The organism is Cellulomonas sp. PSBB021 (genome assembly GCF_002240455.1).
GTDB classification, from domain to species: Bacteria; Actinomycetota; Actinomycetes; order Actinomycetales; family Cellulomonadaceae; genus Cellulomonas; species Cellulomonas uda.
Genome location: NZ_CP021430.1, coordinates 2,637,925 through 2,650,881, shown reverse-complemented (window position 1 = coordinate 2,650,881; position 12,957 = coordinate 2,637,925). Strand labels below are relative to the sequence as shown.

General features: G+C 71.4%; 11 protein-coding genes and 1 pseudogene. 10 read left to right on the top strand and 2 right to left on the bottom strand.

The features are described 5' to 3' along the window. Positions 1-40: 40 nt before the first annotated feature. Positions 41-1,351 carry an ISL3 family transposase gene (locus tag CBP52_RS12175; protein ID WP_094181170.1) on the bottom strand — a complete coding sequence of 437 codons (1,311 nt, stop codon included), beginning with the start codon at positions 1,349-1,351 and terminating at the stop codon, positions 41-43. A gap of 299 nt (positions 1,352-1,650) precedes the next feature. On the opposite strand from CBP52_RS12175, the gene CBP52_RS12170 reads away from it, so the two are divergent. The 4 genes and pseudogenes from CBP52_RS12170 to CBP52_RS12155 all read left to right on the top strand — a co-directional run. Next, positions 1,651-1,935 carry a transposase gene (locus CBP52_RS12170; RefSeq protein WP_013769347.1) on the top strand — a complete coding sequence of 95 codons (285 nt, stop codon included), beginning with the start codon at positions 1,651-1,653 and terminating at the stop codon, positions 1,933-1,935. After that, the gene (locus tag CBP52_RS12165) at positions 1,932-2,720 is read left to right on the top strand and encodes an IS3 family transposase (RefSeq protein WP_094181169.1); all 789 of its coding nucleotides are present in this window, start codon (positions 1,932-1,934) and stop codon (positions 2,718-2,720) included. The genes CBP52_RS12170 and CBP52_RS12165 overlap by 4 nt, the downstream gene beginning before the upstream one ends. Before the next feature lie 89 nt (positions 2,721-2,809). Continuing rightward, the gene (locus CBP52_RS12160) at positions 2,810-4,012 is read left to right on the top strand and encodes an IS30 family transposase (protein WP_157732731.1); all 1,203 of its coding nucleotides are present in this window, start codon (positions 2,810-2,812) and stop codon (positions 4,010-4,012) included. A gap of 4 nt (positions 4,013-4,016) precedes the next feature. Further along, positions 4,017-4,313: pseudogene (locus CBP52_RS12155) on the top strand (integrase core domain-containing protein); the annotation flags it as partial. A 7-nt stretch (positions 4,314-4,320) separates the two neighbouring features. Here the strand turns inward: CBP52_RS12155 and CBP52_RS12150 are convergent. Next, entirely contained in the window at positions 4,321-4,725 is a 405-nt protein-coding gene (locus CBP52_RS12150) for a hypothetical protein (RefSeq protein WP_094181167.1), read from the bottom strand. Between the two features lie 48 nt (positions 4,726-4,773). On the opposite strand from CBP52_RS12150, the gene CBP52_RS12145 reads away from it, so the two are divergent. The 6 genes from CBP52_RS12145 to CBP52_RS12120 all read left to right on the top strand — a co-directional run bounded on the left by CBP52_RS12145 (position 4,774) and on the right by CBP52_RS12120 (position 12,928). Beyond that, complete coding sequence (locus tag CBP52_RS12145) at positions 4,774-6,858, top strand: hypothetical protein (protein WP_094181166.1); 2,085 nt, start codon at positions 4,774-4,776, stop codon at positions 6,856-6,858. A gap of 595 nt (positions 6,859-7,453) precedes the next feature. Continuing rightward, complete coding sequence (dnaK, locus tag CBP52_RS12140; RefSeq protein ID WP_094181165.1) at positions 7,454-9,310, top strand: molecular chaperone DnaK; 1,857 nt, start codon at positions 7,454-7,456, stop codon at positions 9,308-9,310. Continuing rightward, the gene (locus CBP52_RS12135; RefSeq protein ID WP_094181164.1) at positions 9,307-9,939 is read left to right on the top strand and encodes a nucleotide exchange factor GrpE; all 633 of its coding nucleotides are present in this window, start codon (positions 9,307-9,309) and stop codon (positions 9,937-9,939) included. The genes dnaK and CBP52_RS12135 overlap by 4 nt, the downstream gene beginning before the upstream one ends. Positions 9,940-9,976: 37 nt before the next feature. Next, positions 9,977-10,945: a DnaJ C-terminal domain-containing protein gene (locus tag CBP52_RS12130; RefSeq protein WP_094181163.1), complete on the top strand. Its 969-nt coding sequence runs from the start codon at positions 9,977-9,979 to the stop codon at positions 10,943-10,945. Positions 10,946-10,994: 49 nt separating this feature from the next. Further along, the gene (locus CBP52_RS12125; protein WP_094182355.1) at positions 10,995-11,405 is read left to right on the top strand and encodes a heat shock protein transcriptional repressor HspR; all 411 of its coding nucleotides are present in this window, start codon (positions 10,995-10,997) and stop codon (positions 11,403-11,405) included. Positions 11,406-11,440: 35 nt separating this feature from the next. Then, positions 11,441-12,928, top strand: a complete 1,488-nt coding sequence (locus CBP52_RS12120) for an L-fuculokinase (protein WP_094181162.1) — start codon at positions 11,441-11,443, stop codon at positions 12,926-12,928. Positions 12,929-12,957: the final 29 nt, after the last annotated feature.

The window sequence follows — 12,957 nt, the reverse complement described above, 5'->3', positions numbered from 1 at the left end:
GACGTCTCGAGGCCGTTGGATCGATAGGACCTTTGGCGGCTCATCGCAGATGAGGGTGTAGCACCGGTCTGAAGCCGCCGGCTTCGAGCAGGCTGCGGGTGATGTAGTTGGCGATGTTGCGGAAGCCCAGTGCGGTCCCGCGCAGGTGCTCGAGGCGGCCGTTGATCGCCTCGGTCGGGCCGTTGGAGGTCCCGGGTCGCTCGAAGTAGGCCAGGACGTCGGCGGCCCGCTTCTTCAACGTCCGGCCCAGGGTCCGCAGCTCGATCAGGGCAGCCGGGACGCCCTGGCGCAGCGAGTCGATCGGGGCGGTCATCTGCTGCTTGCCTCGGGCGCGGTCGGGGTCGCGGTAGGCGCCGATCATGCCCTGGTAGATCCCCCAGGTCGCCTCGACCTGGACGTGGTCCTCGCCGTCGAACAGTGCGGTCAGGCGCTGTCGTTGCCGCTCGGTGAGCAGGTCGGCGCCGGTGTGCAGGGTCCGCCGGGCATGGTAGAGCGGGTCGTTCTTGCGTCCGCGGTGACCGTGCATGTCCTGCTGGACTCGGCGCCGGCAGCGGTCCAACGCGTCCCCGGCCAGGCGGATGACGTGGAAGGGGTCCATGACCGCGACCGCCTCGGGCAGCTCTTCGGTGGTGGCGGTCTTGAAGCCGGTGAACCCGTCCATCGCGACCACCTCCAGCCGGTCACGCCAGGGCAGCGGCCGCTTCGCGAGCCAGGTCTTGAAGGCCTGCTTTGAGCGCCCCTCGACCACGTCCAGCAGCCGCGCCGGCCCGGTGCCGGCACGCACCGGGGTCAGGTCGATGATGACCGTGACGTACTTCCCGCCGGTGCGCGCGTGGCGCCACACGTGCTCGTCGACCCCCAGGACGTGCACGTCGTCGAACCGGTGCGGGTCGCTGATCAGCAACTGCGCGCCCTCGGCCAGGACCGCGGTGTTCGCCGTGTGCCACGCGACTCCCAGCGCCTGGGCGGTCCGGGCCATCGACAGGTGCGCGACCACCAGAGCCTCCAGCGCCCACCGCAACGCGCCGCGAGTCAGCTTCGCGCGCGGTGCCGCGGCCGCGCTCATGTCCTGGCGCCACACGTGCCCGCAGCCGTCGCAGCGGTAGCGCCGGACCCGCACCTGCAGGATCGTGGGGCGCCATCCCGACGGCTCGTGCGCGAGCTGACGGACCACGCTGCCACGCGGCACTCCCTGCGCGCCGCAACGCCGGCACCACGGATCCTCGGCGACGATCGTGCAGGCCAGCACCGTGCGATCCGGCTCGAGGCGCTGGCCGGTGACCCGCAAGCCATGCTCGTCCAGGCGTGTGAACGTGGTCAGGTCCGGGCGCGCGAAGGTACCGTCAGGCATGTCGAGGTCTTCCGGGTGGCTGGCGTCAGAACCGCCATCATCGGAGGACCTCGACGCCGTTCAACAGCGACCCGCCGCTCAGGCCAGACCCACCCGCTACACCCTCATCCGCGAAGAGCCCCAAATCTCTCGGGGCTGACCACCCGCGATGCGAGAGACGAGGGTGCGCAAGGCACAGGTCCGGACGCATCTACTCGCTCGCCTGTCGCGCCGCGTGCAGATCGTAAGCCAGAGGGGACTGCTGCAGGGCTGGTTGACACTCCATCTGTGGGACGAGGTCCCGCTGGAAGGATGTCGCTGTGCCCAAGAAGTTCCCGCCTGAGTTCAAGCGTGACGTCGTGCGGGTCGCCCGCCGTGGCGATCTGACGCACGCCGAGGTCGCTGCCGACTTCGACATCTCGATCGAGTCGGTGCGGCGCTGGGTGCGTCAGGCCGACATCGACGACGGCGTCGTGGACGGCAAGACCACCAGCGAGCAGAACGAGCTGGTCCAGCTGCGCCGCGAGAAGCGCCGCCTGGAGCAGGAGAACGAGATCCTGCGCCGCGCGGCGGCCTACTTCGCTGCCGGCTCGCTCCCAAAATGAGCTACCCGCTGGTCCGTGACCTGGCCGCCGAGGGCATCCCGGTGCGGCTGACCTGCGGGGTGCTCGGCCACTCGCGACAGGCGTACTACGCCTGGCTCACCGAGCCGGTCAGTCAGCGCGAGCTGGACGACGCCTACCTGACCAACGCCCTGATCGACGCGCACAGCGACGACCCGGAGTTCGGCTATCGGTTTCTGGCCGACGAGCTCGAACGCGCAGGTCACGACGTCGGCGAGCGGCGGGTTTGGCGACTGTGCTCCCAGCAGCGACTGTGGTCGTCAACGGTCCGCAAGGGCCGCCGCGCAGCCGGGAAGTCCCCGGGCCCAGCGGTTCACGACGACCACCTCCAGCGCGACTTCACCGCTCAGCGGCCCGACCAGGTGTGGGTCACCGACATCACCGAGCACCCGACCGGCGAGGGCAAGCTCTACTGCTGCGCGATCAAGGACCTGTTCAGCAACCGGATCGTCGGCTACGCCATCGACGAGCGGATGACCGCGCAGCTCGCCGTCACCGCGTTGCGCACCGCCGTCGCCCGGCGCGCCCCGACCGGCGTTGTGGTGGTGCATTCGGACAGAGGATCGCAAGGCGGATTCAACTGGTCGTCGCAACACCTTGATCCCGGAGGTGTGGTGTGGCCAAGGCGGACTGGCGGAAGAAGACGAGCGATGTTCCCGAGGGCGCGCGCCGGCAGTGGCGGGCTGACCGCGCGCTTCGGCCGGCGATGCGCTCGCCCGGTCGGCCGGATCCGTCGCGGGTGGTGCAGCGTCAGTTCTGGCGGGTGATCGCCACCGGGGTCACGACGGTGGAGGCGTCGTTGACGGTCGGCGTGTCATGGCCGGTGGGCACTCGTTGGTTTAGGCACGCTGGCGGCATGCCGCCGATCTCGCTGGCCGAGCCCACGGGCCGCTATCTGACGTTCGAAGAGCGTGAGGAGATCGCGCTGTGCCAGGTCATGGGCTACGGGGTGCGGGAGACCGCCGCCCGCCTGGGGCGTTCCCCGTCGACGATCTCCCGCGAGCTACGCCGCAACGCTGCGACCCGGGGCGGGAAGCCGGAGTACCGGGCGACGGTCGCTCAGTGGAAGGCGCAGGAGGCCGCCAAGCGCCCAAAGGTCGCCAAGCTCGCCGTCAACGACGCGCTGCGCGAGGACGTCCAGGAACGCCTGGACGGCACAGTGCGCCGCTCCGACGGCACGGTCGTGACGGGACCGGACACGCCCGGGTGGAAGGGCCGCAAGATGAAGCCACACCGGGCGGACCGGCGCTGGGCGACGGCCTGGAGCCCGCAGCAGATCAGCCACCGGCTGCGCCTGGACTTCCCCGATGATGAGTCCATGCGGATCAGCCACGAGGCGATCTACCAGGCGCTGTTCATCGAGGGGCGCGGCGCGCTCAAGCGTGAGCTCGTGGCGTGCCTGCGCACCGGACGGGCGCTGCGCGAACCGCGCGCCCGGACCCGCAACAAGCCGCAGGGACACGTCACCGCCGACGTGCTCTTGTCCGAGCGGCCCGCCGAGGCCGCCGACCGGGCGACGCCCGGGCACTGGGAAGGCGACCTGATCATCGGGACCGGCCGCTCCGCGATCGGCACGCTCGTCGAGCGCGCCAGCCGCGCCACGATCCTGGTGCACCTGCCACGCCTCGAGGGCTGGGGAGACAAGCCCGTCGTGAAGAACGGCACGTCGCTCGGCGGATACGGGGCCCTCGCGATGAACGCCGCGCTGACCGAGTCCATCACCACCCTGCCCGTGCAACTGCGTCAGACGCTGACGTGGGACCGCGGCAAGGAGCTGTCCGGACACGTGGACCTGACGCTCGCCACGGGCACGAAGGTTTACTTCGCCGACCCGCACTCGCCCTGGCAGCGCCCCACGAACGAGAACACCAACGGGCTGCTTCGCCAATACTTCCCCAAGGGCACCGACCTGTCGCGATGGAGCGCCGGCGACCTCGAAGCCGTCGCGCTAACCCTCAACAACCGCCCCCGCAAAGTCCTCGGCTGGCGCACCCCCGCCGAGGTCTTCGCCGAGCAACTACGCTCCCTCGAACAGGCCGGTGTTGCAACGACTGGTTGAACCCGCCCAATTTCGGGCGCGGAGCTTCCGGGCGGTCCTGACCGCCGCCGGGCTGCAGGGCTCGATGGGCCGCGTCGCCTCGGCCGGTGACAACGCCGCCATGGAGTCCTGGAACGCGCTGCTACAGAAGAACGTCCTCAACCGTCGACGCTGGCGCACCCGCGACGAGCTGCACGCCGCGATCGTGTTCTGGATCGAACGGACCTACAACCGTCGTCGACGCCAGCGCGCCCTCGGCAAGCTCACCCCGGTCGAGTTCGAACTCGCCTTCACGACCCAGGACGCCGCCCTCGCGGCATGATCAGGACTCACCCGGTGTCAATCGATCCTGCAGCAGTCCCGAGAGCCAGTTCCGGATCAGGGACGAGCCGAGCGAGGGTCGCAGTCGCCTCGACGAGGCTGATCCCGCTGTCATCGTCGAACTGCGGGGTGCCACCGGTGGCGTTGTGCATCACCTTGCAGGCGAGTTCCGAGAGGCGCGCGATCGCCGCGCGAAGACCGTCGACGTGGTGCTGCAGCGAGAACTGCCGGATCTCGTCGAACAGGTCGTCGAGGGCTCGGCCCCTTAGGACTCCCGGGGTGCTTCGCCACCGACTCGAGCGATGGCCGAAGTGGGAGTTGCGTCCAGCCTCCGCCGAGTCCCCGACGGCGTCTACGCTGCTCGACGGGAGACCGGGCCCCGGTCGCCATCCGATGGCCCGAGCCTCCTTCACACCCCGAGCGACTCGGACCGCCTCGCCACCAGTGCTCCGGGGGTTCAGGTGCTGATCGATCAATTTCTGACGGACGAGGCTGCCTCGCGGGCGGAGGCGTGGCTCTCCGGCAACGCCCCACCGATCGACACCGTGCTGTGCGGAGCCGGTATCTCGATGGGACCCCCGACCTGCGCGCCGAGTGGCGAGCAGCTCGCGGCGTACGGCGTGCGCGCACTTCTGCAGTCTCTCGGCTTGAGCGCCCGGACGATTGACGTGGCGTGCGCGCGGATCGAGCCAGCTCGCGTCCGGCTCGAGACGATCATGCAGACGTGGCATGACCACTCGCACACGAGGTCTCTGGCCGCCGCCTACACGTCCGTGGGCGGACTGCCACCTAACCCCACACATCAGCTGCTGGCCGCTCGACGGCAGCTCCGGATTCTGACCCTCAACATGGACACGTGCATCGAGGCTGCTGCCGGTGACGACGTACCGGTGCACGTCACGCACCTCCACGGGGTGTGGCATGACGCCGACTCGATCGTGACCACGATCGAGGACAGCGTCCGCGGTCCGAGCGCGGCCGCCCTGGCCAGTCTGCGCAAGGCCGGCACGCGGCGGCACGTCCTCGTGCTCGGATACTCAGGACGCGATGAGGTACTCGGTCTCCTGATCGATACCGGACCCGCCTCCATCACCTGGGTGCAGTACGACGCATCGGAGGACCTGTGGCCGGAGGCGGCCGCGTCGCTGCGCGAGGCCGAGCGACGGGGAATACCTGTCTGGGTTCACACCGGCGCGTCGGAGCCCTTCCTGTGCTCCCTTCCTTTCGGTCGCCTCTCGACGGACGCGCCGGTCCCGTCGCCGCCGCCGCCTCCGCCGGAGACCACGGAGCTCGTCACCTCGCTCAGGTCGACCCCGTACGCCCGGCGACGGTTGGCCGCGGCCGCGATCCTCGGTGACCTCTTCATGTGGAGGGAGGCCGCCGCCCTTCTCCAACCGCTCGTGGCGGACGGCGACGTCGAGGCTGCGAAGCTGAGTGGACGTTTCCTGCGGCAAGACGACCAGCCTCGCGCCGCGCTGCACCGCATGGGCTGGCCGCCAGTCACGCCCCGGCGTGCGCACACCCTCCTGCACTGCGCCAACGAGGTCCTAGCAGCGGGGAAGTCTGCTCGTTCGGTACCGCTTCTGCTTCTCGACATGGTCGTTGCCACGGCCCCCGCCCAGGTCTGGCGGAGCCCGAGGGCACGGCGGCTCGCGGATGGGTCACGCACGCGCACGGCCGACTTTCTGGCGATGCGGGGATTCAGTCGCCAGGCCCAACGGCTGTTGGAGCGAGCCCCGCTCGCCCTCCGCGAAGCGGCGGGGAGCTACGTTCTCGACACGCATGACACCTCGTCGCTCGCGGACGCCCTCAAGTCGCAAGGCCGGTACCGCGAGGCACTGGCGGTGCTGGACGAGACGCCGCCCAACCCTGCTCTGCTCGGCGCTCGGTTCCACGGCGAGTTCGTGTGGCGGCGCCTGGAGATCCTCGTGCTCCTCGGGCGCAACGACGAGGCCGCGGAGGCAGGTGACTGGTTGTCCGAGCTCGTCTCGCTGAGCGCAGCCGGAGGTTCGCCGCTGGGCGACGACGCGTGTACCTGGTTCGTGTCGACGATCGCCTACTACCGCGCCGCCGTGGGGGATCTCGACGGCGCAGCAGGCATTGCAGGGCAGCTGCCGCGCGACCGCGGTCAGGTCTCCACGTCAGCACGCGCGTACGCGGCCCTCATGCGAGCAGAGTTGGCCCTCGCGGCTGGGGACGGCGATGCGGCGTCGCACTGGGTGGGGGCGGCGGGCCGCGCGCTCCGCGAGCATCGAGGGCTGTGGAGTCTGCCCACCTACAGTCTCGCCGTGCGGTACGAGCGCGCCCGTTTACGGACAGCGGTCGAGCCACGTGGAGGTGCTCGAGATTTGCACGTCGTCGCCCGTGGTTTCGACCGCTGGCACCTGCCCTCGATGGCGCTCCGGTGCCGTGCGCTGGCATGGGCCGCTGAAGGGGTCACCCCGCCCGCGGCTCTCGTCCACCGGGCGCGGGACCGCCATTGGAAGGCTGAGTCTGCGTTGCTCGCGGGTGCAGCGACCGACGTGCCGATGCTTGTCGTGGTGTGAAGTCGGCCATCAGACGGGACTCTCTCGACTCGGTTCCTCCTGGCCAGCGAGGTCGTGGTCTTCGTGGGCAGCGTCAGATTTTTGCGTCCCGCCTACCGGCCGAAGTTCCGCCCGGACGCGGTCGCTCGAGACCGCCCGGGGAGCGGATGGCTTATTGGCGGATCGGCAGGTGCGCGTCTGAGGATTCGGACAACTACGTGAGACGAGCGCCATCTCACACACATGTCCGATCACAGGTCAGGAGGCCGGGTAACGGACAACTGGGGTGCGCTGCACGACTAGGTGACAGCGGATCTCAGGCGTGCCCACCTTGACATGAAGGCGCGCGACACGCTAACGCGACGCCGGACACGCACCGGACACGCACCGGACACGCTGACGCGAATCGGACAACCTGGATGCGACCCCACACGGGGAGTCGTCGGTCCAAGTCTTGCGCTGAGGGAATGGCGCGGCGGCGTCCGGAGTTGAGCCTGGCAGACTCAAGTTTTCTGGTTCGGACTTGCGGCGGCCCTGCGGTCGGATGCAAGGTTGAGCGCAGCGGACTCAAGAGCGTCCAGTGCACCAGCACCACGATCGAAAGAAGGCATCACACATGGCACGAGCAGTCGGCATCGACCTGGGCACGACGAACTCCGTCGTCGCCGTCCTCGAGGGTGGCGAGCCCACGGTCATCGCCAACGCGGAGGGGTCGCGCACGACTCCGTCGGTCGTGGCGTTCTCGAAGACGGGCGAGGTGCTCGTCGGCGAGATCGCCAAGCGCCAGGCCGTCACCAACGTCGACCGCACGATCTCGTCCGTCAAGCGTCACATGGGCACGGACTGGACCGTCGACATCGACGACAAGAAGTACACCGCGCAGGAGATCTCGGCGCGTGTGCTCGGCAAGCTCAAGCGTGACGCGGAGGCGTACCTGGGCGAGCCCGTCACCGAGGCCGTCATCACGGTCCCGGCGTACTTCAACGACGCCGAGCGCCAGGCGACCAAGGACGCGGGCGCGATCGCGGGCCTCAACGTCCTGCGCATCATCAACGAGCCCACGGCGGCGGCGCTCGCGTACGGCCTGGAGAAGGGCAAGGAGGACGAGCTCATCCTCGTCTTCGACCTCGGCGGTGGCACGTTCGACGTGTCCCTCCTGGAGGTCGGCAAGGACGACGACGGCTTCTCGACGATCGAGGTCCGCGCGACGTCCGGCGACAACCGCCTGGGCGGCGACGACTGGGACAACCGGATCGTCGACTTCCTGGTCACCGAGGTGAAGAACTCGTCCGGCGTGGACCTGTCGAAGGACAAGATCGCGCTGCAGCGTCTGCGTGAGGCGGCGGAGCAGGCCAAGAAGGAGCTCTCGTCGGCCACCAGCACCAACATCTCGCTGCAGTACCTGTCGATGAGCGAGAACGGCCCCATCCACCTGGACACCAAGCTCACGCGCGCGCAGTTCCAGCAGATGACGCAGGACCTGATCGACCGGACCAAGGCGCCGTTCCACGCGGTCATCCGCGACGCGGGCATCCAGCTGTCCGACATCGACCACGTCGTGCTCGTCGGCGGCTCGACCCGCATGCCCGCGGTCACCGAGGTCGTCAAGGAGCTCACGGGCGGCCGCGAGCCGAACAAGGGCGTGAACCCCGACGAGGTCGTCGCCGTGGGTGCCGCGCTGCAGGCCGGTGTCATGAAGGGCGACCGCAAGGACGTCCTGCTGATCGACGTCACCCCGCTGAGCCTCGGCATCGAGACCAAGGGGGGCGTGATGACCAAGCTCATCGAGCGCAACACGGCCATCCCGACGAAGCGCTCGGAGATCTTCTCCACCGCGGAGGACAACCAGCCGTCGGTGCTCATCCAGGTGTTCCAGGGCGAGCGTGAGTTCGCGCGGGACAACAAGCCGCTGGGCACGTTCGAGCTGACCGGCATCGCGCCGGCGCCGCGCGGGCTGCCGCAAATCGAGGTCACGTTCGACATCGATGCGAACGGCATCGTGCACGTGTCCGCCAAGGACCGCGGCACGGGCAAGGAGCAGTCGATGACGATCACCGGTGGCTCGGCCCTCCCCAAGGAGGACATCGAGCGCATGGTGCGCGAGGCCGAGGAGCACGCGGCGGAGGACAAGAAGCGCCGCGAGGACGCCGAGGCGCGCAACAGCGCCGAGCAGCTCGTCTACTCGACGGAGAAGCTGCTCGTCGACAACGCCGACAAGCTGCCGGAGGACGTCAAGACCGAGGTGCAGTCCAAGGTCGACGACCTGAAGAAGGCGCTCGAGGGCACCGACACCGACGCGGTGAAGTCCGCGACGACGGCGCTGTCCACGTCCGCGCAGAAGATCGGCGAGGCCATCTACTCGCAGGCCCAGGCGGAGACCCCGGCCGACGCCCCGACGGGTGACGCGGGCTCGTCGTCCGACGATGACGTGGTCGACGCCGAGATCGTCGACGACGAGGACGACAAGAAGTGACGGACCAGCCGACGACCCCCGGGCCCGAGCAGGGCCCGGGGGACACCCCCGAGAACGAGGCGCCCCGGTTCACGGACAAGCGCCGCATCGATCCGGAGACCGGCCAGGTGCGTGAGCCCACGCCCGAGGAGGCCGTGATCGCGGAGGCCGAGGCCGCCGCGGCCGGCGGTGGCGAGGCGTCGGACGCGCAGCGGCTGGCCGACGAGCGGCTCGAGGAGCTGCAGCGCGCCCAGGCGGCGCACTACAACCTCGAGCAGCAGTACAACGCGTACGTGAAGCGCTCGAAGACCGAGGTGCTCGCCGCGCACGAGCGCGGTGTCGCGGCGGTCGCCGAGGCGCTCATCCCGGTGCTCGACGACATCGAGCTGGCCCGCCAGCACGGTGACCTCGCCGAGGGGCCGTTCGCGTCGATCGCCGAGAAGCTCGAGGCGACTCTCGGGCGGTTCGGCGTCGAGCGGTACGGCGCCGCGGGCGAGGAGTTCGACCCGGCGGTGCACGAGGCGCTCATGCACTCGCACTCGGCCGACGTGACGACGTCGACCGTGCAGATGGTCCTGCAGCCGGGCTACCGGACCAAGGACCGGGTGCTGCGCGCGGCACGCGTCGCGGTGGTGGACCCGGAGGCCTGACGACGAGCACGCACGACATCACGAGGAGGGAGGCGCCGTGACCGGGCAGGACTGGCTCGAGAAGGACTTCTACTCGGTCCTCGGCGTCCCCAAGGACGCCGACGCGGCCACGATCAAGAAGGCGTACCGCAAGCTCGCGCGGGAGAAGCACCCGGACCACAACCCGGGTGACGCGAAGGCCGAGGCGCAGTTCAAGGACATCGGCGAGGCGTACTCGGTGCTGTCCGACCCCGAGCAGCGCCAGCAGTACGACCAGCTGCGCGCGATGGCCGGCGGTGCCCGCTTCACGGCGGGCGGCCGCGGTGGCGGCGGCGGGTTCGAGGACATCCTGGGCGGCATGTTCGGGGGCGGCGGCGGCAACACCCGCGTCCGCTACTCGAGCGGCGGTGCGGGTGGCTTCGAGGACATCCTCGGGGGCATGTTCGGTGGCGGGTTCCAGCGCGGACCGCAGCCGGGTGCGGACCTCGCGGCGGCCGTCGAGCTGCCGTTCCGGCAGGCCGTCGAGGGGTCGACCGTGTCGTTGCAGGTCGGCGGCCGCACCGTCAACGCCCGCATCCCGTCCGGGGTGCGCGACGGGCAGAAGATCCGGCTGCGTGGCAAGGGGCGGCCCGGTGAGCCCGGGGCCCCCGCGGGCGACCTCGTCGTGACCGTGCACGTCGCGCCGCACCCGGTGTTCACGCTCGACGGGCGCAACCTCAAGGTCACCGTGCCGGTGGCGTTCGACGAGGCCGCGCTGGGCGCGACGATCGACGTGCCGACGCTCGACGGCGAGAGCGTGCGGGTCAAGGTCCCGGCGGGCACGCCGTCGGGGCGCACGCTGCGCGTCAAGGGCAAGGGCGTGCCCGCGTCCGGGTCGGCGAAGGCCCCCGGCGACCTCATGGTGACCGTGCAGGTCGTCGTGCCCCAGCGCCTGTCCGACGCGGCACGCGAGGCGGTCCAGGCGTTCGGCATCGCGACCAGCGGCGAGGACCCCCGCGCGTCCCTCATGGAGCAGGCGCGCGCGTGACCCGGCGCGACCGGCCGGCGGGAGGTGCGAAGTGAACGAGGACACGCCCATGTTCGTGATCTCGCGCGCCGCCGAGCTCGCCGGCATGCACCCGCAGACCCTGCGGCAGTACGACCGGCTCGGCCTGGTCTCGCCGCGGCGCACCGCGGGACGCGGGCGGCGCTACTCCCTGCGGGACGTCGCGACGCTGCGCGAGGTGCAGCGGCTGTCGCAGGACGAGGGCATCAACCTCGCGGGCATCAAGCGCATCCTCGAGCTCGAGGCGCAGGTGCTGCGGCTCGAGCGGCAGGTCGACTACCTGCGCTCGTTCGTCGAGCCCGGGCGTCGCGTGTTCACCGCGGACCCCCGCGGGGACGTGGTCGCGACGAGGCGCGCGCCCCGCACCCCGCGCGTCGCCCAGCCGCCCCGCGCGATCACCGCCTCGACGTCCGCTGTCGTCCTCTGGCGCCCCACCCGCTGACCCACCCGCCGGCCAGGAGGCGGCAGGATGGCGGGGTGGGGACCGCGCTGGGGGTCGATGTCGGGACGACGCACATCAAGGTCGCGGTGGTCGACGTCGCCGTGCCGCGCACGCTCGCGGTCGCGTCCGCGCCGACGCCCGCGCCGGCCGACCTGCTGCGTGTCGTCGCCGACCTCACGCGTCAGGTGCTCGACGCCTCGCCGGGCACGCCGGTCCCCGCTGCGGTCGGCGTCGCGTCGATGGCGGAGACGGGCGTGCCCGTGGGGCCCGACGACGAGCCGCGCGGGGACTGGCTGCGCTGGGACGGGCACCGCGCGGGCCGGCAGTCCGACGAGCTCGCGGCACGGCTCGGCCGCGCCGAGCTGTTCGCCACGACGGGGGTCCGTGCCTCGGCGAAGGTGCCCCTCGCGACGTGGGCGTGGCTGCGCGACGAGCACGCGCGCACCGGCGCGGGCGGGCCGCTGCACGGCGACGGCCGCTGGGCGGGTGCTGCGGACCTCGTCGTGCTGGGCCTGACGGGCCGGCTCGTCACCGACCACACGCTCGCGGGCCGGACCATGGCGTACCGGCTGGGCGTCCCGGGGGAGGTGCCGACCGGGTTCGACGCCGAGCTGCTCGCGGAGGTCGGGCTCGCGCCGCGGCACCTGCCGCGCGTCCTGCGGCCCGGTGAGACGGTCCCGCTGCGGACCGGGCCCCTCACCGACGCCGGGCTGCCGGCGGGTACGCCCGTGACGGTCGCGGGGCACGACCACGCCGTCGGGGCGTTCGCCGCGGGTGTCCGGTCGGCCGGTGACGTCGCGAACTCCGTCGGCACGTCGGAGGTCGTCTGCACGGTGCTGGCGCACGACCCCGAGCCGGGCCCCGTCGCGGCGGCGGGCATGAGCCTGGTGCGCACGGTCCGCGGGGACCGGCCCGCGCTCGTGGCGGGGTCGTCGAGCGCCGGGGGCGCGGTCGCGGCGTGGCTCGCGAGCCTCGCGCCCGACGACGAGCGTGCGCACCTGCTCGAGCGTGCGTCGGTGGTCGACGACGCGCTCGTCGCCCAGCTCACCGCCGACGGGCCGGCGGCGTTCGTCGTGCTGCCCTACGTGCACGGACGGCAGACCCCGGCACCCGACGCGACGGCGACCCTCCGCGCGGTCGGCCGCGTGCCGGACGACCCGGTCGCGGCGGTGCGCGGCGTCCTGCTGGGCGCGGTGCTGCACGCGCGCTGGATGCTCGACGCGCAGGCCGCGCTCGCGGGCGCGCCGCCGGCACGGGTGCTCGCGCTCGGCCGCCCGGTCGCGGCGAACCCGGCGTGGGCGGCGCTGAAACGCTGGTGCACACCGGTCCCGGTGCACGTGGTGGCCGACGAGGAGGCGGTCGCCGCCGGCGCGGCGCTCCTGGCCGCGGAGCGCGCCGCCCTGGTCGCCTCCGCCCCGGTGCTCGCGGCCCACCCGGCACCCGAGAGCCCCACGAACCTGGACCCTGCCCTCGTCGCACACCGGCTCGCGGACTTCGTCGTCGCCGCCACCGCCCCGCGCTAGACCCCCGGCCCTGCACGCATCGGCGAGGA